The 25,472-nt window shown below is 61.7% G+C and carries 24 protein-coding genes, 1 tRNA gene and 1 other RNA gene; 7 read left to right on the forward strand and 19 right to left on the reverse strand.

Features of this window, described 5'->3' with window-relative positions:
* The first annotated feature begins 70 nt into the window (after window positions 1-70).
* Window positions 71-727, forward strand: coding sequence for a GntR family transcriptional regulator (locus tag RYZ20_RS08515; protein ID WP_317672441.1), 657 nt, complete (start codon window positions 71-73; stop codon window positions 725-727).
* Between the two features lie 2 nt (window positions 728-729).
* Here RYZ20_RS08515 and RYZ20_RS08520 read toward each other — a convergent pair whose 3' ends face one another.
* The 3 genes from RYZ20_RS08520 to RYZ20_RS08530 all read right to left on the reverse strand — a co-directional run bounded on the left by RYZ20_RS08520 (window position 730) and on the right by RYZ20_RS08530 (window position 3,807).
* Window positions 730-2,232, reverse strand: a complete 1,503-nt coding sequence (locus RYZ20_RS08520) for a tripartite tricarboxylate transporter permease (RefSeq protein WP_317672443.1) — start codon at window positions 2,230-2,232, stop codon at window positions 730-732.
* Window positions 2,232-2,744: a tripartite tricarboxylate transporter TctB family protein gene (locus tag RYZ20_RS08525; RefSeq protein WP_317672445.1), complete on the reverse strand. Its 513-nt coding sequence runs from the start codon at window positions 2,742-2,744 to the stop codon at window positions 2,232-2,234. The genes RYZ20_RS08520 and RYZ20_RS08525 overlap by 1 nt, the downstream gene beginning before the upstream one ends.
* Window positions 2,745-2,814: 70 nt before the next feature.
* Window positions 2,815-3,807, reverse strand: coding sequence for a tripartite tricarboxylate transporter substrate binding protein (locus tag RYZ20_RS08530; RefSeq protein ID WP_317672447.1), 993 nt, complete (start codon window positions 3,805-3,807; stop codon window positions 2,815-2,817).
* 285 nt (window positions 3,808-4,092) lie between these two features.
* Here RYZ20_RS08530 and ilvD point away from each other — a divergent pair, with 285 nt between their 5' ends.
* Window positions 4,093-5,931, forward strand: a complete 1,839-nt coding sequence (gene ilvD, locus RYZ20_RS08535) for a dihydroxy-acid dehydratase (protein WP_317672449.1) — start codon at window positions 4,093-4,095, stop codon at window positions 5,929-5,931.
* 89 nt (window positions 5,932-6,020) lie between these two features.
* Here ilvD and RYZ20_RS08540 read toward each other — a convergent pair whose 3' ends face one another.
* Window positions 6,021-7,772 (reverse strand): hypothetical protein, encoded by a 1,752-nt coding sequence (locus RYZ20_RS08540; protein ID WP_317672451.1) that lies wholly within the window; start codon window positions 7,770-7,772, stop codon window positions 6,021-6,023.
* 400 nt (window positions 7,773-8,172) lie between these two features.
* Window positions 8,173-8,249, reverse strand: a tRNA-His gene (locus RYZ20_RS08545).
* 143 nt (window positions 8,250-8,392) lie between these two features.
* On the opposite strand from RYZ20_RS08545, the gene RYZ20_RS08550 reads away from it, so the two are divergent.
* Window positions 8,393-8,599 carry a DUF6324 family protein gene (locus tag RYZ20_RS08550; RefSeq protein WP_317672453.1) on the forward strand — a complete coding sequence of 69 codons (207 nt, stop codon included), beginning with the start codon at window positions 8,393-8,395 and terminating at the stop codon, window positions 8,597-8,599.
* Here RYZ20_RS08550 and RYZ20_RS08555 read toward each other — a convergent pair whose 3' ends face one another.
* Together RYZ20_RS08555 and RYZ20_RS08560 are read right to left on the reverse strand one after the other, a co-directional pair.
* A complete protein-coding gene (locus RYZ20_RS08555; RefSeq protein ID WP_317672455.1) occupies window positions 8,600-9,055 on the reverse strand; it encodes an MmcB family DNA repair protein in 456 nt (151 codons plus the stop codon).
* A 39-nt stretch (window positions 9,056-9,094) separates the two neighbouring features.
* Complete coding sequence (locus RYZ20_RS08560) at window positions 9,095-9,487, reverse strand: diacylglycerol kinase (RefSeq protein ID WP_317672457.1); 393 nt, start codon at window positions 9,485-9,487, stop codon at window positions 9,095-9,097.
* A gap of 125 nt (window positions 9,488-9,612) precedes the next feature.
* Here RYZ20_RS08560 and ssrS point away from each other — a divergent pair.
* Window positions 9,613-9,769: non-coding RNA, 6S RNA (gene ssrS / locus RYZ20_RS08565), on the forward strand.
* Between the two features lie 8 nt (window positions 9,770-9,777).
* Here ssrS and RYZ20_RS08570 read toward each other — a convergent pair.
* From RYZ20_RS08570 to RYZ20_RS08595, 6 genes are all read right to left on the reverse strand, one after another.
* Window positions 9,778-10,368 (reverse strand): LysE family translocator, encoded by a 591-nt coding sequence (locus RYZ20_RS08570; RefSeq protein WP_317672459.1) that lies wholly within the window; start codon window positions 10,366-10,368, stop codon window positions 9,778-9,780.
* A 188-nt stretch (window positions 10,369-10,556) separates the two neighbouring features.
* Window positions 10,557-10,892: a hypothetical protein gene (locus RYZ20_RS08575; protein WP_317672461.1), complete on the reverse strand. Its 336-nt coding sequence runs from the start codon at window positions 10,890-10,892 to the stop codon at window positions 10,557-10,559.
* A gap of 118 nt (window positions 10,893-11,010) precedes the next feature.
* Entirely contained in the window at window positions 11,011-11,523 is a 513-nt protein-coding gene (gene nusB / locus RYZ20_RS08580) for a transcription antitermination factor NusB (protein ID WP_317672463.1), read from the reverse strand.
* Entirely contained in the window at window positions 11,520-12,071 is a 552-nt protein-coding gene (locus RYZ20_RS08585; RefSeq protein WP_317672465.1) for a 6,7-dimethyl-8-ribityllumazine synthase, read from the reverse strand. The genes nusB and RYZ20_RS08585 overlap by 4 nt, the downstream gene beginning before the upstream one ends.
* A 4-nt stretch (window positions 12,072-12,075) precedes the next feature.
* Window positions 12,076-13,215, reverse strand: coding sequence for a 3,4-dihydroxy-2-butanone-4-phosphate synthase (ribB, locus tag RYZ20_RS08590; protein ID WP_317672467.1), 1,140 nt, complete (start codon window positions 13,213-13,215; stop codon window positions 12,076-12,078).
* Window positions 13,212-13,811, reverse strand: a complete 600-nt coding sequence (locus RYZ20_RS08595; protein WP_317672469.1) for a riboflavin synthase — start codon at window positions 13,809-13,811, stop codon at window positions 13,212-13,214. Before RYZ20_RS08595 ends, ribB begins: the two co-directional genes overlap by 4 nt.
* Window positions 13,812-14,014: 203 nt before the next feature.
* Between RYZ20_RS08595 and RYZ20_RS08600 the strand changes: the two genes are divergently transcribed.
* The 3 genes from RYZ20_RS08600 to RYZ20_RS08610 all read left to right on the forward strand — a co-directional run bounded on the left by RYZ20_RS08600 (window position 14,015) and on the right by RYZ20_RS08610 (window position 18,523).
* Window positions 14,015-15,301 carry a capsule biosynthesis protein gene (locus tag RYZ20_RS08600; protein ID WP_317672471.1) on the forward strand — a complete coding sequence of 429 codons (1,287 nt, stop codon included), beginning with the start codon at window positions 14,015-14,017 and terminating at the stop codon, window positions 15,299-15,301.
* 82 nt (window positions 15,302-15,383) lie between these two features.
* Entirely contained in the window at window positions 15,384-16,520 is a 1,137-nt protein-coding gene (locus RYZ20_RS08605; RefSeq protein ID WP_411572343.1) for a polysaccharide biosynthesis/export family protein, read from the forward strand.
* Window positions 16,520-18,523: a capsular polysaccharide biosynthesis protein gene (locus RYZ20_RS08610; protein ID WP_317672473.1), complete on the forward strand. Its 2,004-nt coding sequence runs from the start codon at window positions 16,520-16,522 to the stop codon at window positions 18,521-18,523. Before RYZ20_RS08605 ends, RYZ20_RS08610 begins: the two co-directional genes overlap by 1 nt.
* Here the strand turns inward: RYZ20_RS08610 and ribD are convergent.
* From ribD to dnaG, 6 genes are all read right to left on the reverse strand, one after another.
* On the reverse strand, window positions 18,520-19,608 hold the full coding sequence (gene ribD, locus RYZ20_RS08615) for a bifunctional diaminohydroxyphosphoribosylaminopyrimidine deaminase/5-amino-6-(5-phosphoribosylamino)uracil reductase RibD (RefSeq protein ID WP_317672475.1): 1,089 nt from the start codon (window positions 19,606-19,608) through the stop codon (window positions 18,520-18,522). The two genes, RYZ20_RS08610 and ribD, sit on opposite strands and share 4 nt — an antisense overlap.
* A gap of 3 nt (window positions 19,609-19,611) precedes the next feature.
* Window positions 19,612-20,079, reverse strand: coding sequence for a transcriptional regulator NrdR (nrdR, locus tag RYZ20_RS08620; RefSeq protein ID WP_317672477.1), 468 nt, complete (start codon window positions 20,077-20,079; stop codon window positions 19,612-19,614).
* A gap of 168 nt (window positions 20,080-20,247) precedes the next feature.
* Window positions 20,248-20,751 carry a hypothetical protein gene (locus tag RYZ20_RS08625; protein ID WP_317672479.1) on the reverse strand — a complete coding sequence of 168 codons (504 nt, stop codon included), beginning with the start codon at window positions 20,749-20,751 and terminating at the stop codon, window positions 20,248-20,250.
* Entirely contained in the window at window positions 20,748-21,095 is a 348-nt protein-coding gene (locus RYZ20_RS08630) for a hypothetical protein (protein ID WP_317672481.1), read from the reverse strand. The genes RYZ20_RS08625 and RYZ20_RS08630 overlap by 4 nt, the downstream gene beginning before the upstream one ends.
* Before the next feature lie 102 nt (window positions 21,096-21,197).
* Window positions 21,198-23,186 carry an RNA polymerase sigma factor RpoD gene (rpoD, locus tag RYZ20_RS08635; RefSeq protein WP_317672483.1) on the reverse strand — a complete coding sequence of 663 codons (1,989 nt, stop codon included), beginning with the start codon at window positions 23,184-23,186 and terminating at the stop codon, window positions 21,198-21,200.
* A gap of 182 nt (window positions 23,187-23,368) precedes the next feature.
* A complete protein-coding gene (dnaG, locus tag RYZ20_RS08640) occupies window positions 23,369-25,324 on the reverse strand; it encodes a DNA primase (RefSeq protein ID WP_317672485.1) in 1,956 nt (651 codons plus the stop codon).
* Window positions 25,325-25,472: the final 148 nt, after the last annotated feature.

Here is a 25,472-nt window from a genome sequence, read left to right on the forward strand (position 1 = left end):
TTTTTGACCAAATCATTGCCTGAACCTGTTGCGCCGACTATTGTGACCTCACCTTTCGGCAGGAGATCACATGGCGCGCGACACGACCCGCAAAGCAACGCATTCCTCGCGGATTTCAGCAGAGTTGCGCGAACAGATCCTGCGGGGCGATCTGGCTCCGGGTGAGAAGATCAACCTTGACCGGCTGCGCGACGCTTACGCCATTTCCATCAGCCCGCTGCGTGAGGCGGTGTCGCGGCTGGTCGCAGACGGTCTTGTCAGCTTTGAGGACCAGCGCGGCTATACCGTCACCCCGATTTCCACCGCCGATCTGGCCGAGGTCACGCAATTGCGCGGAGAGCTTGAGGTGATGGCGCTGGCGGCCTCGATCGCCGAGGGCGACCTTGACTGGGAAAGCCGGATCATGGGCGCGCAATATCGGCTCAGCCGCACCCCAAAGGCCGACACCGACTGGGAAACAGCGCATACCGAATTCCATCTGGCGCTGATCTCGGGGTGTAACAAACCGCGGCTATTGCAATTTTGCACCGTGCTGCGCATCCAGCATGACCGATACCGTCGCGTGCTTTTGTCAGGGGCGGAAGCGCGGCGCATCGACGAGGAACATGCCGCCATCGCCGGGGCCGCCGTGCAGCGCGAAAGCGCCCGCGCGCAGGCATTATTGCGCGCCCATATCGAGGCGACAGGGGCGGAGCTGCGCGCCCTTTTGCAAGCGCGCGCAGTCTAGGTTCAGGCGGATCTGCGCGCCAGTTTGCGCTTGATCCAGGGCCAGGCAGGCGTATTGGTCACAAAGATCATCACGACGGCGGCAAACAGCACCAGCGACAAAGGCGAGCCAAAGATCCCCGCGAAGAAGCGCGGCAGGCTTTCCTGCTCCGAGATGATCGCGCGGCGCCAGTTATCGTCGATCAGCCGCGACAGGATCACACCCAAAATCACCGGACCGACCTGATAGCCGTAGATTTTCATGAAGTAGCCCAGAACCCCGAAGCCCAGCATAAAGTAGACATCAACGATCGAGTTGTTCACCGCAAAGGCACCGACGATCGACAAAAGCAGGATCAGCGGGAACAGGATCGCACGCGGAAGTTCAACGATTTTGACGAAGAGGCGGATGCCGGTCAGGCCAAAGATCAACATGAAGATGGTCGCCAGAACCAGCGCGCCAAGGATGAACCAGAACATCTCGGGGCGCTCGATCATCAGCATCGGGCCGGGATTGAGGCCGTGGATGAACATCGCGCCGATGATAATCGCCGTCACCGCATCGCCCGGAATACCCAGCGTCAGCATCGGGATAAACGCTCCACCGACGGCTGCGTTATTCGCGGTTTCGGGTGCGACCAACCCCTCTTTCGCGCCCTGTCCAAAGGGAACTTCGGGGTTCTTGGTGGTGCGCTTAGCCTGATCGTAGGCCATCAGCGCCGCAATATCGCCACCCGTGCCCGGAAGCGCGCCGATGATAACCCCGATCAGCGACGACTGGATCGAGACCGGCAGGTATTTGACCATCGCGCTCCATTGCGGGACGACGCGGCGGATCACCTGCTTCACGGCCTCGGTATCGACATGCTGAAGCTGCAACAGCGCCTCGGAGACCCCAAAGAGGCCAATCATCACCGCGATGAACGAAATCCCGCCCCACAGCTCGACATAGCCAAAGGTGAACCGCTCTTGCGCGGTCAGCGGATCAAGGCCAACGGCACCGATAAACAGACCCAAGCCCCCCGCGAAGATGCCCTTCATCAGGCTTTCGCCCGAGAGAGAGCCGACCAGCAGGATGCCAAGGATCGCCAGCAGCAGATAATCGCGCGGCTGGAAGGTCAGCGCGAAATCCGACACGGCGGGGGCAGCAAACCCAAGAACCGCGATGCCGATAAAACCGCCAAGCGCCGACATCGTGGTCGAAAGGCCAATCGCCTCGCCCGCAAGCCCCTGTTGCGCCAACGGATAACCGTCAAGCGCGGTCGCAATCGCCGAAGGCGCGCCCGGGATATTCAGCAGAATTGCCGTGCGAGAGCCGCCATAGACACCGCCCATATAGATGCCGATCATCAGCGAGAGCGCGTCATACATCTCCCACGAGAAGGTAAACGAGATCAGGATCGACACGGCCATCGTCACCGACAGCCCCGGAATAGCACCAACGTAGATGCCCGCGAACGTGCCAAGCGCCACAAGCCCCAGAAGCTGCGGATCGAGCCATGAAATCAGGAAATATTCTAGGTTCATCAGTTCGCTCCTCCGCCAAGGGCCGCGCGCAGATAGGCAAGGATTTCGCGTTCCGGCACAACGCCTTCGGGCATCAGCACCGAGAAGACGAGGCGGAACACCACATAGACCAGCGCCAAAAGCAGCACTGACAGGATCGCCGCGCGCCAGACCGGAATACGCATCATCACCTTGGTCGAGATCATCAGGAACACGAACGAGGTGGGCAGGAAGCCGACGGGTTTAAGGGCAAAGGCGTAGAACACCATCAGCACCGTCATGAACACCACAAAGCCGGGCAAAATCGCACGCCAGCCATGTTCGTCCGTGGCGGGCAGGCGCAGGGTTTTGAGCGAGATCAGAAGCGCGGTCAGCGCCATCAGGCCGGTCGCAAACATCGGGAACGAGCCGGGCTCGGACAGCCCCGCAAAGCCGGAAATCAGCGTCGCCTGATAGAAAAGGTAAAGGCTAATGCCAGTCAGCAAGAGGGAAAACAGCCCCTCTCCGGGCAGCCTGCGGTTCGGGTTATGCATGGGTCCTCCCCCCGGGTAGTAAAACGCCGCCCCCAAGGGTCAGGGGCGGCGCAAGCTCTGTCAATGCCGATTACGGGCGCGGAATGCCGAACTCTTCGGGCGACTTCTTGGCAGCACCTGCATCGTAGACCAGCCACGAGGTGACCGACTGCCACTTGTTCAGGAACGCACGGGCCTCATCGCCAGCAAGGTTCAGAACCGCAAAGCCACGGCCTTCGATCAGCGAGACGAACTCGGGGTTCTTCACGCCTTCTGCATAAGCGGCCTGAAGTTTGGCAACTGCGTCTTCCGGCGTGCCGTTTTTCACGAAGATGCCGAAGAACGGCCCCCAGGGCAGGAACTTCTCATAACCCGGATACTCGGCGGTGATCGGAGCCACACCCGGAAGGGCCGCGTTTTCTTTGGTGTCGACGAGGGCGATAACCTTCATGCGGCCAGCCTTCACGCCTTCGATCGCAGCGCCCAGAACGGCGGGCATCACGTCAATTGCGCCACCCTGAAGGGCGGTCAGCGCCGGACCGTCACCGTCGTAAGGAACGAAGGTCACATCCAGAGCAACTTCCGAGGTCAGCATCGCGGTCACAACCGACGGCAGGCCGCCCGGGCCGGTCGAGCCGAACTTCACCTCTTTCGGGTGAGCCGCGACATACTCGACCATCTCTTTGAACGAGTTGAAGGGCGCATCGTTATTGGCAACCAGCAGCGGAACGCCACGCGCGATCACGTTGATCGGGGTGAAGTCTGCGTAGTCGGTGTCGCCAAGGCCCATGACCTTGTAAAGCTGCGGGTTTTCAGCGCCCATCAGCAGGGTGTAGCCATCAGCATCCTGAGCGCCCACGAATTTGGTCGCAATCGCGCCAACGCCGCCGGTCATGTTCTGCATCACGACCTTGCCGCCCAGAACGGCCTCGGCGTGCGGCGTCACAGCGCGCATAACGGTATCGGTCGAGCCACCTGCACCCCACTGGATGATACCCGCGACTTCTTTCTCGGGATATTCAGCCAGCACCGGAGCGGCAGCGACCAGCAGCGCGGCAACCGCGCCAAAAAGTTTGGTTTTCATGTCATCCTCCCAGTTGGATAAACCGTCTCAACACCACGGCACGGGGTCGTCCCGCGCCTCCTCCGGCCTTGAGATCGAACACGCGCTCAGTAAGCGGATACAGGGCCGGATGGTCAATTGATTAGACCTGCGCTCGGAATAACCTGATGTTAATTTTTGCGCCATTCTTGCGCATATTGTCCGCCGCGACATTTTGATGCATCAAACCCGCCTCTGTTCAAAAGGGCGCGGCTGTTCTATGCATCCCCTCAACCCCTAATGACGCCAGAAACGGAAAGAGTCGAGATGCCCCATTACCGTTCCCGCAAATCCACCCACGGCCGCAATATGGCAGGCGCGCGCGGCCTTTGGCGCGCAACCGGCATGACCGACGGCGATTTCGGCAAGCCGATCATCGCGGTGGTCAACTCGTTCACGCAATTCGTGCCCGGTCACGTCCACCTCAAAGACCTCGGTCAGATGGTTGCGCGCGAGATCGAGAAAGCGGGCGGCGTTGCCAAGGAATTCAACACCATCGCCATCGACGACGGGATCGCGATGGGCCACGACGGGATGCTCTATTCGCTGCCCTCACGCGAGGTTATCGCGGATAGCGTGGAATATATGGTCAACGGCCATTGCGCCGACGCGATGGTCTGCATCTCGAACTGCGACAAGATCACGCCCGGTATGATGATGGCCGCAATGCGCCTGAACATTCCGGTGATCTTTGTGTCCGGCGGTCCGATGGAAGCAGGCAAGATCAGCCCCGATGTGATCGACCATGACCTCGACCTCGTGGATGCGATGGTCGTGGCCGCTGACGACAATTACACCGACGAGCAGGTTCTCGAAATCGAGAAAGCCGCCTGCCCGACCTGTGGCTCGTGCTCGGGGATGTTCACCGCCAACTCGATGAACTGTCTGGCCGAGGCGCTTGGCCTTGCGCTGCCGGGCAACGGCTCGATGCTGGCGACGCACGCCGATCGCAAGGAGCTGTTCCTTGAGGCGGGTCGCAAGATCGTCGAGATCACCAAGCGCCACTACGAGGGCGAAGAAAAGGGTCTCCTGCCGCGCGACATCGCCTCTTTCGCTGCGTTCGAGAACGCGATGAGCCTTGATATTGCGATGGGCGGCTCGACCAACACCGTGCTGCACCTTCTGGCGATCGCCTACGAAGGCCAAGTCAACTTCACGATGGACGATATTGACCGCCTCAGCCGCAAGGTGCCGGTGCTGTGCAAGGTCGCCCCGGCCCTGCAATCGGTCCATATGGAAGACGTGCACCGCGCTGGCGGCATCATGGGCATCCTGGGCGAGATGGGCCGCGCGAGGCTTCTGAACACCGATGTCGGAACCGTGCATTCCGAAACCCTTGGCGAAGCGATCCAGAAATGGGATGTCGTCACCGCCAATGATCCGGCCGTGGACGAGTTCTACCGCGCCGCACCCGGCGGCGTGCGCACAACGCAGGCCTTCTCGACGCAGAACCGCTACAAAGAGGTCGACCGTGATCGTAAGGCGGGCGTGATCCGCTCGGCCGAGCACGCCTTCTCGAAAGACGGCGGTCTGGCGGTGCTCTTTGGCAATATCGCCGAAAAGGGCTGCATCGTGAAAACAGCGGGCGTGGACGACTCGATCCTCAAGTTCACCGGCACGGCCAAAGTCTATGAATCGCAAGACGACGCGGTTTCGGGCATCCTTACCGGCAAGGTCACGGCAGGCGAAGTGGTCATCATCCGCTACGAAGGCCCGCAAGGCGGCCCGGGTATGCAGGAAATGCTGTATCCCACCAGCTATCTGAAATCGAAAGGTCTGGGCAAATCCTGCGCGCTTCTGACCGACGGTCGCTTCTCGGGCGGCACCTCGGGCCTGTCGATCGGCCACGTCAGCCCCGAAGCCGCCGAGGGTGGCCTGATCGGCCTTGTCGAGACCGGCGATACGATCGAGATCGACATCCCGAACCGCACGATCAATCTGGCCGTGGACGAGGCCACGCTGGAGGCCCGCCGCGCGGCAATGGGACCGCTGCCGTGGAAACCTGCCCAGGCCCGCCCGCGCGCCGTTTCGACCGCGCTCAAGGCCTATGCGCTGCTGGCCTCTTCGGCCCATATGGGCGGCGTGCGCATCCTGCCGGGCGAGTAAGCCTGCGCCAACAGACACATGTTTAAAGCCGCGCCCGAAAGCGCGGCTTTTCTTCTGCTCGATCACTGCTCTCTTTATCTGTGACGCCGTCAGGCAATGCCGCCAAACGCCAGAAGCGGCAAGAACGCGGCAAAGAACCCAACATCCATCCCGCCAGCACCATCGTCGCCACCGTCTTCCGCAGCTTGTTCTTCTTCGTCCTGCGTGTCGTCATATTCGGGGATCTGAACGAGCGGCAGGTCGACAACCGGCTCGTCAATCCCGACATCGGCAACTTCAAAAATCGCGTCGTCAAGGACCGCATTGCTGGCCGCGAACACCTCTGCAAAGTCATCCGTCGGCGTCACATCATGGATCACGACCTGCATGATTTCGCCCGGATCCAGCGTCACGCTCAGATTGCCGTTCGCGTAGATGCTGGCAGGGTTCACCGTCTCGACAACCGCATCAGACTGGTTGCTACCCGCCGCCTGACCATCCGCAACACCAAGAACCGTAACCTCCATCGCGCCGTGCCCCGCGATCAGGCCCGAGAAATCAAGCGCCGTTGTTGCGGTCGCATCGGCGTTCGACGTAATGTAGAACACCACGTCGCCCTCACCTGCGAAGCCGTGAACGTCAACTGTATCGGTCTCGAGCTGGGTTTCGCGGTCGTTCGGCGTGAAGTCGAGCATCGACTTGCCGGGCAGGTTTTCGGCCATCATACGGAACATCTCGGCAGGCGAGTTCATGCCGGTGTAATCAAAACCGCTGCTCAGCGCGTTGCGCGTGTTCTGGATCAGCGGCCAGACATGGGCTTCGGTCACGTCGTAGGTCATGAATTCCTCGACGATCTCAAGCATCTCTTGCGCTTGATACAGACCGTAGTCCGCGTTCGGGTCGAGAGCGGTCGTGGATTTCAGGTTCCATTCCGTGACGTGAATGTCGATGTCGCGAAATGCCGGATCGTCACGCCAGATATGGTCGATCGTCGAAAGATCGTAGGCTTTCGAGTAATCATCCAGTTCGCCAGTCGAATAGACATGCGCCACGATACCGTCGACGGCGTCCTGTTCCTCGACCGTGTCGAAATTCACCTTGATCAGCTCGTTATTGACTTCGGTCCAGTTCAGCGTGCCGTTGGCGCGGATATTGGCATCGGTCAGATTTGTGCCGTAGGCGCTGTTGATCTGGGCGATAGCCTCGTGCGCATCCATCGCACCATATGTGTCGGAAATCCGCGAGGTGCCGTAGTTCAGACCCATCTGAACCAGAATATCGGTCTGATTGGTGTCGATCTCAGGGTGCGCGTCATTGACGATGCGCAGCTGATCGTCGATGAGCGTCGCCATTTTCGAGGCAAGACGACCGTATTCGGTCGCGTTCATCTCGCCGCCGCTCCAGTATTCGTTGCCTATTTCGAAGGCAGAAACCTTCGCATCGCCATAGACACCTGTCATGACATCATTGACGAAAGTGCGCAGCGCGTCTTCGTCAATATGCGGAAGGCGGTCGCCATTTGCATCGACGCTATCGGTCAGCAGATCGCGCGTCGGGATTACGATCGTCACCGGATGCCCTTCGACAGCGGCAAAGTTCATGAAATCGCTCAACGGGATGAAGTCGGTCGTTTCGCCTGTGCTTTCGTCGACACCAATCTCGGCATTGGGGTTGCTGATGTCGAAGAACTGCTCGGCGAGCGTCCCGCCAGGATAGCGAAGCGAGGTGACACCCATGTCATTGATCGCTTCGCCATAAGAGCCGTCACCGGCCATATCACTGCGCGTTGCAAGAACATTTCCACCGAAAAGATCTGCACTTGCGATGCTGCCTGCGAGTTCGGGGATATTGAGCGTAACCATAACAATCGTCTCCTTTGGTTAAAGGAGAGCGCGGAATTAACCTGATTGGAAAAACGCACCGGAATAGATTCCGGCCCACATTGGTTAATCGGATGACCGTGTGGGATGGGTATTTTGCCCCAAGGGATGTAGGCCGATACCTGCGTATATATCCTGCTGGTATCTGGCGGACGTATCTTTGCTATCTTTTGATTTTTTACGGTAACCCTAACCGATGGTTAACCTGCCAGTTTTGGGTATGACCATACCTATCGTTAACCCTTTTGGGGTGGTGATTCTCGAAGGATTACGCCCTTCGGACTGCCGTGGCGCCTTATGGATATGTCAGGAGAGCCGCGCGGCCTCGACCCTGCGAGGCGCCAAAAACACCAAAGCCGCCCCCTTCGGAGCGGCTTTTGAGTGGTACCGCCTCCCTGGCTTGAACAGGGGACCTCTGGATCCACAATCCAGCGCTCTAACCAACTGAGCTAAGGCGGCACTGCGCGCGGATTTAGCGCCCGCGCGCGCCGAATGCAAGAGCGCATCTTGCGAAAATCGCAATGACACGCTCGGGGCTTGTGAGATAAGGAACAAAGGGCTAGGGCCAAGGTCAGGCACCAGCCCAGTTCAAGGAGGCGATCATGGGGATCAACAACGAAAGCGATATTGCGGCGAATCTGCAGATCGGCCCGACAGACGTCGGCATGGTCCGCATCTACCTTGAGGGGGACGGCATCGACCTGCCGCTGGACTTCGACCCCGAAGAGGCCGAGGAAATCGCTGAAGAGCTTTTGGCCGCGGCCGAAGCTGCCCGCCAGATCGGCGCCGGCTCCAAAAAGAAGAAGTAATCAGCGCCGCGTGTCAAACGGTGGGCGCGGGTCAAGCACCCCATGCAAGCGCGTCGCGGCACGGCGCGCAAAATCGAGCGTAAGCACCTTGCGCCGCGCAGGCGCAAGCGGCGCATAGACAGCCTCGCGGACGATCTCGGCCCCGAAACCGTCCGCAAGGATGATCCCAGTATCATCGGGCAGAACCTCCTGCGGGAAGGCCGTATCAACCGCCCAGAAATACCGGTCGCACCATTCCAGATAGCCTTGCCACTTGCGATCGGCCTGAAAATCAGCGCGCGAGGATTTGCACTCGACAATCCAGACCTCCCCCTTCGCGCCAAGAGCCATCACATCGGCACGCAGCCGCCCCTTCAGCGGCATCTCGACAACGCTGGCGAAGCCGTGCCCCGCGAGCGCGCGCTGGACACCACGCGCAAGGATTTGACCGGGAGGGGGATCGGAGATACGGACCATCCCCGGAACATGAACGAAAAGAGAACGATTGTCGAGAGATCAGAACCCCACGACCCAGATCAGCAGCACGAGATGCGCCATCATCGACAGCGCAACGGCAAGCGACCCAAGGTCTTTGGCATGTTTCGCAGTTTCCGACCAGTCGGGTGAAACGCGGTCCGTCAACTCTTCGATGGCCGTATTGAGCGCCTCGAAAGCGAAGGTCAGAAAGGCCAGCATGACGAAGAGCACAATCTCGAAGGGCGTCGCATGGGCCGCGACATAGACTGGCAGCAATAGCCCCGCCGCAAGCACCTGATGGCGAAAAGCCGTCTCGCGCCACAGCCGACCGAGCCCGTCAAGCGAATATCCCGCAGCCGCAATAATATGGGGAAATCCGGCCACGGCATCCGGTGCGGAACGTTTGCGTCCGCTCTCCTCCTCTGCGTCCATTCCTGCGCTCCCTGACTGACAGTTCGCCCGCCTGCGAACCGCAATGCTAGGCGACAAGACCGACGACCTCAAGCCGTTCGCAGGGGCTTGCCAAGCGGCTGGCACGCTCCTATCTGGGGAACTGGTGGTTACTGCTCTGCGCGTGTAAGGCCCTTTTCCAGTGGCCGATAAGCATTTCCGAGGGAGCTGGCTCTGTCGAGATCCTGGTCTCGTTACCTGGCGCCCACCTGATTAGTCAGGCTCTCGGGAAATTCACGCCTTCACGGCTGCTGTGGTTTCCACCACCCCAACTACTCGGCCAGCCTCTGGACGCGCGCCAGCTTGAGCCCGAAGCCGATGAAGACAACTCCGGTTACCCCCTTGAGCCAGCGCTGGAAGCGTCCGCTCCGCGCCAGACCTGCCAGCTTCGCGAACAGCACGACCATCGCCCCGAACCAGAGCGCGTTGACCATCGAGTGCAGGAAGACAAGCAGGAACGCCGCCCCCGTCGCGCCCTCGCCCGCGGGGATGAATTGCGGAAACGCGGCAAGGTAGAACATCGACACCTTGGGGTTCAGCGCATTCGTCAGAAAGCCCTCGAGCCAGGCGCTGCGCAATCCGCGCCTGCGATGTGCCGGGACATCGGCGCGCGGCACCTCCAGCCCCCTATAGGCCGCAACCAGCGCTTTCAGGCCAAGCCAGACCAGATAGGCCGCCCCAAGATATTTCACGATCGTGAACAAGGTCGCTGACTGCACCAGAACGATCGAGATGCCCAGAATGGAAAGCGCCCCGTGCAGATAGAAGGCGCAGACAAATCCGGCGACATTCATAAACCCCGCAGCCCGCCCGGACGTCGGAACAATTTTCGCGATCAGCGCCCCGTTCGGCCCTGGCGACATGACGAGAAGGGAGACCACAAAAACGAAGGTCAGAACTTCGGAGAACGTCACTTGCCCCTCGCTTTCAGTGGATGCTGATTGCCCTTGCCAGCAGGCTAGCAAAGCGAGGCACGACGACCAAGCCGCGGCTGGCAGCGTCCCGCACCCGAGTGCTTGCCCGTGAGCAAAAACGTCCCGTATCGGATTGTTCAGCGGCGCAGCTGCTTGCGCGATTGCGGTTCGACCGGCACGCGCACGGGCACCATTTCGGCCACATGCTGCGCGGGGATCGCATCGCGCTTGCCACCGCCGGGGGGAGTTTCATCCTCGGCCATACGCATAACCGCAATCGCGAACTGAACACCCGCGAAAACGATGGTGTTAAACACGACCAGCAGGGCCAAGGCGATATAACCGACATCCGAGGTCGAGATCAGGTGCCACAGATTCGCGACATTGAACCACAGCAGAAGCCCGACAAAGGCGACCGCAAGGCCAAATCCCATCACGATATTCTTGATATAAAGCCTGACCAGTTCCGGCATAATGTTCCCCCTAAAGCACACGCCAATCTTACCCGCCACGCGGGCAGAATCAAACGCGCAATCTCGCCGTAGGCAAAGATAGCGCGGATTTGGCGAAGATCGGGTAAATTTCAGGCGGTCAGAACGCGTCGGCGCGCAGTTCGTGGGCCATATGGTCCAGAACGGCGTTCACGAACTTGGGTTCCTTGCCTTCGGGAAAGAAAGCACGGGCCACATCGACGTATTCGGTGATAACCACCTTCGGCGGCGTCGCGGGGGTTACCATCTCGGCTCCGGCGGCGCGGAACAGCGCACGCAGAACCGGGTCGATCCGGTCGATCGGCCATTTCGCAACCAGCGCGCGGTCGGTCGCCTGGTCGATCTTGCCCTGCCACATCACCGCATCATCCAGAACGCGGCGGAACAGAGTGCTGTCGCCCTCGGCCATTTCGGTGCCGTCCTCATCGACCGCACCGAAGCGGTAGCTTTCGAACTCGCGCGCGACACGGTCCACGCCCTGCCCGCCGGCTTCCATCTGGAACAGCGCCTGCACCGCATAAAGGCGCGCAGCCGATTTGCGCTGGCGCTTCTCTTCGAGGGTCAGCTTGCGCGGCTTTTCAGCCGGAGTTTCGGGCGTGGTATCGTCGGTCATGCGGTGGTCGGTCCTTCGGTGTCGCCTGCGATGCGGAACGACTCAGCTTCCGGTTTGAAGCCGATGCCGCGCGTCAGGCCCGCCCATTTGCGCGACAATGCGACAAGATGCAAGGCCGCAGCCGCCGCGCCACCGCCTTTGTCCTGATCGGCGGGGTCAGCGCGGACCTCGGCCTGATGCCGGTTCTCGACCGTCAGGATGCCATTGCCGATGCAATAGCCCTGAAGCCCGAGCATGGTGATTGCGCGCGAGCTGTCATTGCAGACCGTGTCGTAATGGGTGGTTTCGCCGCGAATAACACAACCAAGCGCGACAAAACCGTCGTAATTGGCCATCCGCCCCGCCATACCGATAGCGGTCGGGATTTCAAGCGCGCCGGGAACCTCGACCAGATCGACCTCGGCCCCCGCCTTGGCCGCCATTGCTTTGGCGCCCGCGATCATATTGTCCGCGATGTCCTTGTAGTAAGGAGCGACCACGATCAACAGCTTCACCGGCTTGTCGAAGCTGGGCAGATCAAGCGTGTAATGGGATTCATGCGCGGCCATTGGATTATTCCTCGGAAATCGGGCGCGTGCCGACGATTGACAGGCCATAGGCGTCCAGACCGACATAGCGCGTTTGCGGGTTATCGGTCAGCAAGATCAATTCATGCAGACCCATCGACGAGAGAATCTGCGAGCCAAGCCCGATCTGCTTGATCGTGCGCGGCCCCTTTTCCTCTTCGCGGAACAATTTTGCACTCGGATCACGGAACAGGCACACCGCGCCACGCCCTTCGGCGGCGACGATCTCCATCGCGCGGGCCAGCTCACCCGCGGGGGCGCCGACACCCAGAACGTCCTCAAGCACATTCAGCGAATGGGTGCGCACCAGAACCGGTTCGGGCGTGGTGATGTCGCCCTTGGTCAGCACGATATGGTCGATGCCTTCGGCCTGATCGGTGAAGACGCGCATCTCCCACTCGCCGCCATGCAAAGCGGTGACGGTCTGAGACAGGGTCTCGCGCACAAGGTTATCGTGACGGCGACGATAGGCGATCAGATCCGAGATCGTGCCGATCTTCATCCCGTGTTGCTTGCCGAACTCGATCAGGTCGGGCAGGCGCGCCATCGTGCCATCGTCCTTCATGACCTCACAGATCACACCCGACGCATCGAGGCCCGCGAGGCGCGAAATATCGACCGCAGCTTCGGTATGGCCCGCGCGCACCAGAACGCCCCCATCGCGCGCGCGCAACGGGAAGACGTGACCGGGCGAGGCAAGATGCTGCGGCCCTTTCGACGCATCAATCGCCACGGCAATCGTTTGTGCGCGGTCATGCGCCGAGATGCCCGTCGAAATCCCTTCGCGCGCCTCGATCGTGACGGTAAAGGCCGTCTCGTGGCGCATCGAGTTCGAGCGCACCATCGGCGGCAGTTCCAGAGCGTCCACACGCGCCGAGGTCAGCGGCAGACAGATCAGCCCGCGCCCGTAGGTCGCCATGAAATTCACCGCATCCGCCGTGCACTTCTCGGCCGGGATATAGAAATCGCCCTCGTTTTCGCGGTCTTCGTGATCGACAAGGATCACCATCCGGCCCGCGCGGGCCTCGGCGATGATTTCCTCGGTCGGCGAGATCGCGTGACGCAGGCTTTCCTCCACCGCGCCCGGAACATCGTGCGTGCCGGATTTATCGACGGGTTTGATCATGCGTTCCACTCCTGAAGGCGGGCGACATAGCGCGCCAGCGTATCTATTTCGAGATTGATCCGGTCACCCGTGCGCGCAGCGCCCCAGACAGTGACCGATTTCGTATGCGGGATGATGTTGACGCCGAAGTCACAGCCTTCGACCTCGTTCACGGTCAGAGACGTGCCGTTCAGCGCAACCGAGCCTTTCGGCGCGATGAATTTCGCCAGCGCCTCGGGGGCGCGGAAGGTAAAGCGGGTGCTGTCGCCCTCGTCACGCATGGCGACGATCTCGGCCACGCCGTCCACATGGCCCGAGACGATATGGCCACCCAGCTCATCCCCGACCTTCAGCGCGCGCTCAAGATTAAGGGGCTTGCCCACCGCCCAATCGCCGATATTCGTTTTCGCCACGCTTTCCGCCGAGATCTGCACGTCGAACCAGTTTTGCGGCTCGGTGCCGGTGGCGATGACCGTCAGGCAAACCCCGTTGCAGGCGATGGACGCGCCCAGATCAATCCCCGCCACATCATAGCCGCACCCGATCCGCGCGCGCAGGTCGCCCGCTTGTTCCAAGGCAAGAATGGTGCCGACATCGGTGATAATTCCGGTAAACATCGCGGTCCCCTTCGTTTCTGCCTCTGCCTAGCCCGAGGCGCGCCCCCGTGCAAGGCCCGCCGCCTTGCGCAAACGCAGGGAAAGTTAAGCATCCATGCACCGTTCTGCCCCATTCTGGTCGCACCCTTATGCGACAAATGCGCATCGTCAGGTGACATTCGCGCCAAAATCGCGCAAAAGCATGGGTAAAGCCGGATACGAGTATGAACCGTTTTACAGATCGTCGCTTTCTTCTGTTGCAGGGGCCGCACGGGCCTTTCTTTGACCGGCTTGGCCGGATGCTGCGGGCTGCGGGCTGCGATGTTTGGCGCGTCGGCTTCAATCAGGGGGACGAGGCGTTCTGGCGCGACCGTCGCTCGTTCATCCGATATGCGGGCTCTGCAGCAGGCTGGCCCGCGACTGTAAGCTCCCTGATCGCGGACAAAGGTATCACTGATCTGGTCCTTTACGGCGACACCCGCCCGATCCACGCCGACGCCATTCTGGCGGCCCGCGCGGCGGGGTTGCGCATCCATGGGTTCGAAGAAGGTTACATCCGGCCCTATTGGGTCACCTATGAGCGCGGCGGCGCCAACGGCCATTCACGACTGATGGAAATGAGCGTGGCCGAAATGCGCACGGCTCTGGCCCAGTCCGAGATTGAATGGCCCGACGCCCCCCCTCGCTGGGGCGATATGCGCCAGCATATGTTCTATGGCGCGCTCTATCATTTCTTCGTGCTGGCCCTGAACCGCCGCTATCGTAACTTCGCCCCCCATCGCGGCGTGACCGTCTTGCAGGAGTTCCGCCTTTATCTGCGCCGCCTGCTGATGCTGCCCGCGCATATTCTGGAACGGCGCCTCGCAACCGGACGGATCAAGCGGGGCGGCTTTCCCTATCATCTGGTGCTGATGCAGCTTGAGCATGACGCCAGCTTCCGCATGCATTCGGAGTTCACCTCGCAGACGCAATTCATCGAAGAGGTCATCGCAGGCTTTGCCGAAGGTGCGCCGCGCCATCATCATCTGGTCTTTAAGGCCCACCCGCTAGAGGACGGTCGCGCGCCCGTCACAGCAGCGATCAAACGCGCGACCGAACGCTGGGGGCTGAAGGGGCGCATCCATTTCGTGCGCGGCGGGAAACTGGCGGGGCTGCTTGCGCAGGCGCGCTCGGCCGTGACGGTGAATTCGACCGCCGCGCAACAGGTGCTCTGGCGCGGTCTGCCGCTCAAGGCCTTTGGTCGCGCGGTCTTTGCCAAGCCCGAGTTCGTCTCGACCCAACCTCTGCGCGAGTTTTTTGCCGAGCCTGCCCGCCCCGACACCCGCGCCTATCGCGACTATCGTCACTTCCTGCTGGAAACGAGCCAGGTTCCGGGCGGTTTCTACTCCGCCAGGGGGCGGCGCACCTTGTTGCGCCAGGTTGTCGACATGATGCTCTCTGACGTTGACCCTTATGAGGCGCTCATCGCAGGCAAAGCGGCGCCACGGCAACAGTTGCATGTCGTGAAATAACCCTACTGGCTTTTTATCAACTCTTTCTGTAGGGTTGCACCCAAAAGATAATGCAAGCATCCCGCAAAGAGGAGCTCGAGCAGTGACGACCAAGACTTCCCGCAGGGCCGTTCTGGCTGGCCTGTCGGCGGCGCTTATGGGCGCGGCTTCGTGTGGCATGCCCCGTTCCGGCCCCAGCAAACGTGAAATTTTCGCCGGCTCCGTGCTGAAAGAGGGCGATGCCTTCGTGGTGTCGGTCAACGATTTCGTGACCCGCACCACCGGCGTCCAACCCGCGCTCGGGTTCAGTTCCGCCTTCCGCAATGCGGGTGTGGTCGGCTCTGACATCATCCGCCCGGGCGACACGCTTGGCCTGACGATTTGGGAAAACGTGGACGACGGGCTTCTGGCCTCGCAAGGGGTCAATGCGACCGCGCTGACCGAAGTGCAGGTCGATGGCGCAGGCTTTATTTTCGTGCCCTACGCAGGTCGTGTCAAAGCCGCGGGCAACACGCCCGACGGGCTGCGCAAGGTTATCACCTCCAAGCTGGACCCGCAGACGCCGGACCCGCAGGTCATGGTGACGCGCGTTGCGGGCGACGGTGCGACCGTGTCGATCATGGGCTCGATCAACGGGCAAGGTGTCTACGCGATCGAGCGCCCGACCCGCACCCTGTCTGCCATGATCGCGCGCGCAGGCGGCGTGGCCATCAAGCCCGAGGTCGCCAAGGTGACCGTGACCCGCGGCAAGGCCACGGGAACGATCTGGCTGAAAGATCTGTATAAAAACCCGCAGATGGACATCGCGCTGCGTCCGGGCGACGTGATCCTCGTCGAAGAGGATACGCGGGCCTATGTCTCGCTTGGCGCGACCGGAGCGCAGGCGCGCGTGCCCTTCGACACGCAAACGCTCTCGGCGCTCGAAGCCATCGCGACCGTTGGCGGGCTGCAAACCAATCTTGCCGATCCGACGGGTGTGTTCATCTTCCGCAACGAGCCGGTCGAGATTGCCTCGGCCGTTCTGGGGCGCAACGATCTGATCGGCGATCAGCGGCTGATCTATGTTCTTGATCTGACCGAACCGAACGGCATGTTCCTTGCGCGCGATTTCATCATCCGCGACGGCGATACGGTCTATGTGACCGAGGCGCCTTATGTTCAATGGACCAAGGTGCTGAGCGCCATTACCGGCGCGGCGAATTCCGCGTCGAATTTCAACAGCCTCGCCACAGGAAACTGATGACGGGCGAGATGCGAACGAATGCCGCCGGAAGCGAACTCCGGCGGCTTTTCTTTTACAACGGCGGCTTTCTGCGCAACGACCTCCGCGCGATCTTGCGGGCGGGCGGCTTTGCTGCGCGCATAGGCCTGCCCAAGCCCGGCGACATGGTGGCCGTCTGGGGCCGCAGCCCCTATGCCGCGCGAGGCGAGGCGATCGCCGCGAAATACGGCGCCCCCATTGTGCGGGTCGAGGATGCGTTTTTGCGCTCGATCCACCCCGGACGCGCCTCACGCGAAACGCCGCTCGGGTTGATCATCGACGAGGACGGGGTGCATTTCGACGCCTCCAGCCCGTCCAAGCTGGAAAATCTGCTGGCCAAGCACCCTCTGGATGACACCGATCTGCTGAACCGCGCCCGTGACGGCATGGCCCGGCTCAAGCAGCTTGAATTGTCGAAATATAACAATTTCGACCCGCATATCCCCCCTCCAAAACCGGGATATGTGTTGGTTATTGACCAGACCGAAGGCGACGCCTCAGTGACTTATGGCAAAGCGACGCCCGCGACGTTCCGCGAAATGCTGGCCACCGCGCAGATCGAGCACCCCGGCCAGCGCATCCTGATCAAGACCCACCCCGAGACCCGCGCGGGCCTGCGCCGCGGCTATTTCGGGCCAGAGCATTGCGACGCCCGCACCGAACTGATGACGGATGCCGTTTCGCCCTGGGCACTGCTGGAGGGGGCGATTGCGGTCTATTGCGTTTCGTCCCAGATGGGGCTTGAGGCGATTTTTGCGGGCCACAAACCGCGCATCTTCGGCCAGCCTTTCTATGCCGGATGGGGGCTGACGCAGGACGAAAATCCGGTGCCGCGTCGCACGCGGAAACTGACCCGCGCGCAGCTTTTTGCCGCCGCCTATATCCTTGCGCCAACGTGGTTCGAGCCGTGCCGCAAGCGCGCGTGCAGCTTTGAAGAAGCCGTCGATCAGCTTGAGGCCGAGGTGCGCACGTTCCGCGCGGATCGTAATGGCTATGACGCGGGCGGGATGCGCCTTTGGAAGCGTCGGCATTTGCAGGCGTTTTTCGGGCACCATGCGCCGCTGCGCTTCATAAAAAACGCAGACACCTCTGACCGCCCGCTTCTGTGGTGGGCTGGATCGGCCCCGCCTGACCAGCCCCTGATCCACGTCGAGGACGGTTTTCTGCGCTCTCGCGGGCTTGGGGCAGAGCTTGTGCCACCGCTGTCGCTGGTCGCGGATCAAAGCGGCATCTACTACGACCCGACGCGCCCTTCCGATCTGGAGACCCTGATCGCGCAGGAACCTCCTGCCGGCGGGCGCCTGCGGGTCGAACGATTGATCGCCAAAATCCGCGCGGCAAAATTGTCAAAATACAACATTTCCGGCGCGATGCCCGAACTGCCCGAAGGCCGTCGCATCCTTGTTCCGGGACAGGTCGAGGACGACGCCTCGATCCGTCTTGGTGCAGGAGATATGTCGACCAATCTTGCGCTTTTGCAGGCTGCGCGCGCGGCAAACCCTGATGCGATCATCGTCTACAAGCCTCACCCCGACGTCGAGGCCGGTCTTCGCAAGGGCCACATCACGCCTGAAATCATCTTGCAGTTTGCCGACATTATCGCGGATCACGCCGATCCGGTCGCGCTATTGGAAAACGTCGAGGAGGTCTGGACGATGACCTCGCTTCTGGGGTTCGAGGCACTGCTACGCGGCAAGAAAGTCACCTGTGCCGGGATGCCATTTTACGCGGGATGGGGACTGACACATGACCTGATGATCCCGCCTGCGCGGCGGCAGGCGCGGCCCGATCTGCTGCAACTGGCCTATGCGGCGCTCATCGCCTATCCGCGCTATCACGACCCGATCAGCCGCCGCCCCTGCCCGCCCGAAGTTGCGGTCGAGCGGCTGGCCTCGGGCACCCTGCCGCGCGCGGGCGCGGCAAACCGGATCCTGTCAAAGCTTCAGGGGGTCTTCGCCTCAGCCGCGTGGCTCTGGCGTTAAACTGCCAGCCAACGGTGCAGAATATCGACGCCAACGGGGCGGCTTTCGACCAACCGGAAACGGGGCGCATCAGCCAGATGCGCTAGCCCCATCGGCCCGATCGAGGCGCGCCCTTCGGATCCAAGCGCGACACCGGCGGTAAAGCCGATCAGCTCGTCGACAAGCCCCTCGCCCAGCAACGCCGCCGCCAATTGCCCGCCGCCTTCGCAGAAGACCCGCGTCAAGCCGCGCGCAGCCAATTCCGACAGCATCGCTGCCGCCGAAAGCCCCTGCGGCCCCGTCGGCACCTCGATCAGTTCGGCCCCGCGCGACATCCAATAGTCGCGCGCCTCCGATGGCGCCTCGGCACCGTGCAAAATCCAGAGCGGCGCCGCGCCAACCGAGGCCGCCAGCCGCCCGCGCGGCAGATCAAGCCGCGCCGCAGCCACCACGCGCACGGGTTGGCGCAAGGGAGCAAACCCGCGCACGGTCAGCAACGGATCGTCAGCGCGCGCCGTGCCCCCACCGACCATCACCGCATCGAACCGCGCGCGCAGCGCATGGACATGGGCGCGCGCCTCGGGGCTGGTGATCCACTGGCTTTCACCGCTGGCGGTCGCAATACGGCCATCAAAACTGGTCGCAAGCTTTAGCGCGACCCAAGGCCGCCCGCGTTCGATCCGTGACAGAAAACCGCTTTGCTGCGCGCGGGCCTCGGCCTGCATGACGCCGGTTTGAACCGCGATCCCCGCTTGCCGCAGAATATCGTGCCCCCGCCCCGAGACGCGCGGATCGGGATCCTCTAGCGCACTGACAACCCGCACCACGCCCGCCGCCACAAGGCTTTCGGCACAGGGCGGGGTTTTGCCGTGATGCGCGCAGGGTTCCAGCGTAACATAGGCTGTAGCCCCTCGCGCCGCCTCGCCCGCCTGCGCCAAGGCCCGCGCCTCGGCATGAGGGCGCCCGCCCGGCTGCGTCCAGCCCCGACCAACGATCCGGCCGTCGCGCACCAGCACGCAACCGACCGCAGGGTTAGGCCAGACATTGCCAAGCCCCCGCGCCGCCAAAGACAGCGCGAGGGCCATATAACGGCGGTCCTCGCTCAAGGGTTACTCCGTGTCCGCAACCGGCGGACGCAGTTCTGAGACGAATTTATCGAAGTCGTCCGCAGCCTGGAAGTTCTTGTAAACGCTGGCAAACCGGACGTATCCGACAGTGTCGATCCGCGCGAGGGTCTCCATCACGATCTCACCGATGGTCTTGGAGGGAATGTCGGTTTCGCCCATCGACTCCAACCGGCGCACGATCCCCGAGATCATCTGGTCGATCCGCTCGGGTTCAACCGGACGCTTCTGCATCGCGATGCGGATCGAGCGCTCCAGCTTGTCGCGGTCGAAATCTTCGCGCTTGCCAGAGGATTTGATCACCACCAGATCGCGCAACTGCACGCGTTCGTAGGTTGTAAAACGACCGCCACAGGCCGGACAAAAGCGACGCCGACGGATCGCAACGTGATCCTCGGCGGGGCGACTGTCTTTTACCTGAGTGTCAACATTACCGCAAAATGGGCAGCGCATCGGCTTCCCCCTTCTTCCTGTTCCCGCCTCATGATGGGGTCTTTTCGCCCCAGTTATCCACAAGACTATAGGACGGGTCCGAAATTTTGGGTAGCGAAAATATTGCCCCACCAGATGTAGGCAAAAACCTGTGGCACATGAGACTCAGCAAGCATCGGCCAACGCAACCTATTCGCAATACCACCCGCCAGGCCCGCGCTTCCAGCGGTCCACCGCGCGGCAATACCCCTGCGCGACCAGTGCCTCGCCCAAGGGAGTGAAATCGGCGGTCTGTTCGCCCGCGCATTCGATCTCGGCAAGCGGTTCCTCCCCGCGCAGCACGGCGACGCCTGTGCCGGAGCTGCCCGGATCGCTGTCGTCGATCGGACGCTCCACCCATGTATGGACGGCGTAGGTGATGCCCTTGTTGCGGATCTGGACATCCTCCCAGATCGTGCGCCCGACGCCGGGCCACGGGGTGTAGACGACGTCTCCGACATCGCGCTCCAGCACCAGTTCCGGCGCTCCTTTAGGGCCAAAGCTGTAGCGCAGAGCACCGCCCGTCAGGCACAGATCCAGCCACTTGGACGACCCTTTGATCTGGCACGACACAAGCACCGTTCCGGCGCAATCGGCCAGAACCGGCACCCCAGACAACAGGGCCGCCAGTGCGACGACGCCCAACCGGATCATTTCTCGGCAGCGGGCTGTTCGGGAGCGGGCCGCGCCATCGAGCGGTCCTCGGCAATAATCGCCAGACACTCGGGGTTCACATCCATGATCCTGCGCTCTTTCGCCCAAAGCGCGTCCAACGCCTTGGCGCTCAGCCCCCGCTTGACCATCGCATTCGGCGTCTTGCTGCCATCACCCACACCCGAGGTCAGCGTAAAGCGCCCCGACGGCTCGGCGGTCACATAAAGAAAGCAGGTGCCTTCCCGATCAATCCGGGGCTTTGCGGTTCCATCCGGATTATACCCCTCCATCTGGCAGGCTGCGAGCAGCGCGAAAACCGAAGTGGCGGCAAAAAAACGGATCATCGTAACCTCAACTGAAAACCTGTCATCAAGGGATAGCAGAGAAATCGCGGCGCGGAAAAGGGCGCCAGAAAAGAAAACGCCCCCTTTACGGGGGCGCCTTGATTACTGGTCGAGGAAGGAGCGCAGCTTGCGCGACCGTGACGGGTGCTTGAGCTTGCGCAGCGCTTTCGCCTCGATCTGGCGGATACGTTCGCGGGTAACGCTGAACTGCTGCCCCACCTCTTCAAGCGTATGGTCGGTGTTCATGCCAATCCCAAAGCGCATCCGCAGCACGCGCTCTTCGCGCGGGGTAAGGCTGGCCAGAACGCGGGTCGTGGTTTCCTTCAGGTTTTCCTGAATCGCGGAATCCAGCGGCAGAACCGCGTTCTTATCCTCGATGAAATCGCCAAGCTGGCTGTCTTCCTCGTCGCCGATCGGCGTTTCAAGGGAGATCGGCTCCTTGGCGATTTTCATCACCTTGCGGACCTTCTCAAGCGGCATTTGCAGCTTTTCGGCCAGTTCCTCGGGCGTCGGCTCGCGGCCGATTTCGTGGAGCATCTGGCGGCCGGTGCGCACCAGCTTGTTAATCGTCTCGATCATATGCACCGGAATACGGATGGTGCGCGCCTGATCGGCGATCGAGCGGGTGATCGCCTGACGGATCCACCACGTCGCATAGGTCGAGAATTTATAGCCGCGGCGGTATTCGAACTTATCGACCGCTTTCATCAGGCCGATGTTGCCTTCCTGAATAAGGTCAAGGAATTGCAGGCCGCGGTTGGTGTATTTCTTGGCGATCGAGATCACCAGACGCAGGTTCGCCTCGACCATCTCTTTCTTGGCCTGACGGGCTTCTTTCTCGCCCTTCTGGACCTGGTTCACGATGCGGCGGAATTCCGAAATATCAACGCCGACATATTGACCGACCTGCGCCATCTCGGCGCGGAGTTCCTCGATCTTGTCGGTGCTTTTCTCGACCAGCATCTGCCAGCCACGACCGGCCTTGTCGGCCATCCGCTCAAGCCAGGTCGGGTCAAGCTCGTATCCGCGATATTCGTCGATGAACTCGCGGCGGTTAATGCGCGCCTGATCGGCAAGCTTCACCATGCCGGAGTCGATCGACATGATCTTGCGGTTGATGCCGTAAAGCTGGTCGATCAGCGCCTCGATACGGTTGTTGTGCAGATGCAGCCCGTTCACCAGCTCGACGATCTCGGAGCGCAGTTTCTGATACGCCGCTTCTTCGGAAACCGAGAACGAGCCGTCCTCGTTCAGTGTCGCCGACATCCGCAGATCCTGCATCTCGGCCAGCGTCGCATAGTCGCGCGCGATCAGTTCGAGGGTTTCCAGAACGCGCGGCTTGAGCGCGGCTTCCATCGCGGCGAGCGAAAGGTTCGCCCCCTCGTCATCGTCGTCATCATCCGACTGGATCGGGTTGCCGTCGGCGTCAAGCTCCTGCTCGGACTCTTGGGTCTGCTCGCCCTCACCAGAGGAAACGCCATCAAGCGAGGTCTCGCCCAGTTCGTCGTCCTCTTCGCCTTCCATCGAGTTGCCGAAGGTCGCCTCAAGGTCGATCACGTCGCGCAGCAGGATGTCTTCGTTCAGAAGCTCGTCGCGCCAGATCGTGATTGCCTGAAACGTCAGCGGGCTTTCGCACAGCCCGAGGATCATCGTGTTGCGCCCCGCCTCGATGCGTTTCGCAATCGCGATCTCACCCTCGCGGGACAGCAGTTCGACCGAGCCCATCTCGCGCAGATACATGCGCACCGGATCGTCCGTGCGATCCAGCGTTTCGGTGGTCGAGGAAGACAGCGCCACCTCGCGCGAGCCGGAATCCGTCGTGGCGACCTGCGTGCTGCGATCCTCGTCCTCGACTTCCTCGGCCTCGATCACGTTGATGCCCATTTCCGAGAGCATCGACATCACGTCTTCGATCTGGTCCCCAGACACCTGATCGGGCGGCATCACCTTGTTCAGCTCGTCATAGGTAATGTATCCGCGCTCTTTCGCGTCGGCGATCATCCGCTTTACAGCGGCCTTCGACATGTCGAAGGAGGAGTCGTCGTCGCTGGAGGTATCCGGCTTGTTCTCGTCGATGTCTTTTGCGGCCATGGGGGCTCCTTGGTCGGCTTGGCGGTGAAGCGTCCCTCACCTTGGCTCCGAAGGCATGACCACTCGAATCATGCCGCTTGGTTGTATCGAATCGCAAAACCGAATCACAGGGGCGAATCGCAGATTTCATCTGCCTGCGCGCGTGCCGTGTCCGGCTTTGGCTCTCTCTCATGTAATGCGCGTTATTTTTTGCGCCAGATCTCCTTGTCGATCATCGCCTGCAATTGGGCAGACAGGGCCGAACGATCCTCGCCCATATCGCTGTTATCGTCCAGTTTCGAGCGTTCTGCCCGATGGCGCGCCGTCGTCGCCTGATTAAGCCGCCACGTCACGCCCTCGTCCGCCAGCCCCTCCAGATCTTCCATGGCCTCCTCGACCTCCGCGCGGATTGCGCGATCAGCCGAGAGTTTGGCCAGTTCTTCCGCCAGACACATGCGGGCAAGCTCGGGGTCGTCGGCCTTACGCACGGGCGGCGCAGTTCGGACATGGGGAAGCGCCATCAGCTTTTCAAGATCAAAGCTGGCCTCTGCTTCCAGACGCGCGCGCAACTCCTCGGGCGGGGCATCCACATGCATCAGCATCAGGTGGCGCAGCCGGTCATGGGCGGGATCAACCAGCGGCACGCGGTCAAGCTGGCTTTCGAATTCGGCGACAAGGGCGGGGTGGGCAACACAGATACCCAGAACCATCGCCTCGCGCAGATGCTCGGTCACATTCTCGCCTGTCGCCGTCGCCAACAGGGTCGAGCGCGTCGAGGGAAGCGGCTGCACTGGCGCGCCCTTCCAACCTGCCTGCCCCGAACGCGCAGGACGCCCACCGCCAAACCGCCCACCCGGGCGCGCGACCGGACGCCCGGCGCGGAACAACTCTTGGCGCAGCGCTTTGAACTCTTCACCGTAATGGGCCTTGATCGAGGGGTCCTTGATCCGCGAGATCGCCTCGTGCAGACGCTTCTCCAGCGCGGCTCGGCGCTCGGGGCTGTCGAATACGCGGCCCTCGGTCTCGCGCGACCAGATCAGATTGACCATCGGTTGCGCGCCATCCAGCACCTTTTGCATCGCCTCGCGACCCTGCGCTTTAATCAGGTCGTCCGGGTCCAGCCCCGCCGGCATCATCGCGATACGCAGCGCCTTGCCCGCCTCGATCAGCGGCAGCGCCAGATCGACAACCCTCAAAGCCGCCCGCTGCCCCGCCTGATCCCCGTCGAGCGCAATGATCGGCTCGTCGTGCAGGCGCCAGAGCAGTTGCAACTGCGTCTCGGTCACGGCGGTCCCCAAGGGCGCAACGGCACCGTTAAACCCCGCCTCGGCCAGCGCGATCACATCCATATAGCCTTCGGCGACAATCAACTGCCCGCCCTTGCCACATGCCTCGCGCGCGGGGCCGTGATTATACAAAGAGCGCCCCTTATCGAAAAGGATCGTCTCGGGCGAGTTAAGGTATTTCGCGTTATCGTTCGGGTCCATCGCGCGCCCGCCAAAGGCGATGCAGCGCCCACGCGGGTCGCGGATCGGAAACATGATGCGGTTGCGGAAGGCGTCATACGGGGCTTTGCCGTTCTGGCTCGCCTTGGCCAGCCCCGCTTCAAGGATCAGATCATCCGCGATCCCCTTGGCGTGCAGCGCATCGCGAAGGTTCTGCCATCCCCCCGGCGCAAAGCCGATCTCGAAACGCCCCTGCGCCTGTGCGGACAACCTGCGCCGCGCCAGATAGTCGCGCGCCTCGGCCCCCGCCTGCGTGGACAATTGCAGACGGTAGAACTTCACCGCCTCTTCCATGACTGCCGCCACCTCGCTGCGCCGGTCGGCCTTTTCCACCGCGCGCGGATCGCGTTCGGGCATCTTCAGGCCAGCCTCACGCGCGAGGATCTCGACCGCCTCCATGAAGCCCACATTCTCGGTCTCGCGCACGAAGCTTAGCGCGTCGCCCTTCGCGTGGCAGCCGAAGCAATAGTAATAGCCCTTCTTGTCGTCCACATGGAATGAGGCCGATTTTTCGTGGTGGAAGGGGCACGGCGCCCACATATCCCCCTTGCCCATGTTGGACTTGCGCATATCCCACATGACTTTGCGACCGACCACTTGGGCGATCGACACGCGGTTGCGCAACTCGTCTAGGAATCCGGGCGGCAGGCTCATGCGGCCTATATTGGCCGGAGTGCGCCCAGAGTCGAGAGGGCAGAGACGATTCGTCTCCTCTCATCAGCGGCGGTAATATTGGTTAATCAAATGACTATTGGTTACTGACAATTTTTCGCAAATCCGAACGATTGCCGGAATTAAGCGC

It is taken from the genome of Pseudothioclava alba, assembly GCF_033100795.1.
In the GTDB taxonomy this organism is placed as follows: Bacteria; Pseudomonadota; Alphaproteobacteria; order Rhodobacterales; family Rhodobacteraceae; genus Pseudothioclava.

Excerpts from the sequence above, each read along its gene's own strand:
- dnaG (WP_317672485.1), bottom strand. The coding sequence starts at position 25,324 with ATGAGCCTGCCGCCCGGATTCCTAGACGAGTTGCGCAACCGCGTGTCG.
- RYZ20_RS08625 (WP_317672479.1), bottom strand. The coding sequence starts at position 20,751 with ATGATCCGGTTGGGCGTCGTCGCACTGGCGGCCCTGTTGTCTGGGGTG.
- RYZ20_RS08540 (WP_317672451.1), bottom strand. The coding sequence starts at position 7,772 with ATGGTTACGCTCAATATCCCCGAACTCGCAGGCAGCATCGCAAGTGCA.
- RYZ20_RS08560 (WP_317672457.1), bottom strand. The coding sequence starts at position 9,487 with ATGGACGCAGAGGAGGAGAGCGGACGCAAACGTTCCGCACCGGATGCC.
- RYZ20_RS08530 (WP_317672447.1), bottom strand. The coding sequence starts at position 3,807 with ATGAAAACCAAACTTTTTGGCGCGGTTGCCGCGCTGCTGGTCGCTGCC.
- RYZ20_RS08610 (WP_317672473.1), top strand. The coding sequence starts at position 16,520 with ATGACGGGCGAGATGCGAACGAATGCCGCCGGAAGCGAACTCCGGCGG.
- RYZ20_RS08550 (WP_317672453.1), top strand. The coding sequence starts at position 8,393 with ATGGGGATCAACAACGAAAGCGATATTGCGGCGAATCTGCAGATCGGC.
- RYZ20_RS08520 (WP_317672443.1), bottom strand. The coding sequence starts at position 2,232 with ATGAACCTAGAATATTTCCTGATTTCATGGCTCGATCCGCAGCTTCTG.
- RYZ20_RS08570 (WP_317672459.1), bottom strand. The coding sequence starts at position 10,368 with ATGTCGCCAGGGCCGAACGGGGCGCTGATCGCGAAAATTGTTCCGACG.
- RYZ20_RS08525 (WP_317672445.1), bottom strand. The coding sequence starts at position 2,744 with ATGCATAACCCGAACCGCAGGCTGCCCGGAGAGGGGCTGTTTTCCCTC.
- nrdR (WP_317672477.1), bottom strand. The coding sequence starts at position 20,079 with ATGCGCTGCCCATTTTGCGGTAATGTTGACACTCAGGTAAAAGACAGT.
- rpoD (WP_317672483.1), bottom strand. The coding sequence starts at position 23,186 with ATGGCCGCAAAAGACATCGACGAGAACAAGCCGGATACCTCCAGCGAC.
- RYZ20_RS08515 (WP_317672441.1), top strand. The coding sequence starts at position 71 with ATGGCGCGCGACACGACCCGCAAAGCAACGCATTCCTCGCGGATTTCA.
- RYZ20_RS08595 (WP_317672469.1), bottom strand. The coding sequence starts at position 13,811 with ATGTTTACCGGAATTATCACCGATGTCGGCACCATTCTTGCCTTGGAA.
- RYZ20_RS08630 (WP_317672481.1), bottom strand. The coding sequence starts at position 21,095 with ATGATCCGTTTTTTTGCCGCCACTTCGGTTTTCGCGCTGCTCGCAGCC.
- RYZ20_RS08600 (WP_317672471.1), top strand. The coding sequence starts at position 14,015 with ATGAACCGTTTTACAGATCGTCGCTTTCTTCTGTTGCAGGGGCCGCAC.
- ribB (WP_317672467.1), bottom strand. The coding sequence starts at position 13,215 with ATGATCAAACCCGTCGATAAATCCGGCACGCACGATGTTCCGGGCGCG.
- nusB (WP_317672463.1), bottom strand. The coding sequence starts at position 11,523 with ATGACCGACGATACCACGCCCGAAACTCCGGCTGAAAAGCCGCGCAAG.
- ilvD (WP_317672449.1), top strand. The coding sequence starts at position 4,093 with ATGCCCCATTACCGTTCCCGCAAATCCACCCACGGCCGCAATATGGCA.
- RYZ20_RS08575 (WP_317672461.1), bottom strand. The coding sequence starts at position 10,892 with ATGCCGGAACTGGTCAGGCTTTATATCAAGAATATCGTGATGGGATTT.
- RYZ20_RS08585 (WP_317672465.1), bottom strand. The coding sequence starts at position 12,071 with ATGGCCGCGCATGAATCCCATTACACGCTTGATCTGCCCAGCTTCGAC.
- RYZ20_RS08555 (WP_317672455.1), bottom strand. The coding sequence starts at position 9,055 with ATGGTCCGTATCTCCGATCCCCCTCCCGGTCAAATCCTTGCGCGTGGT.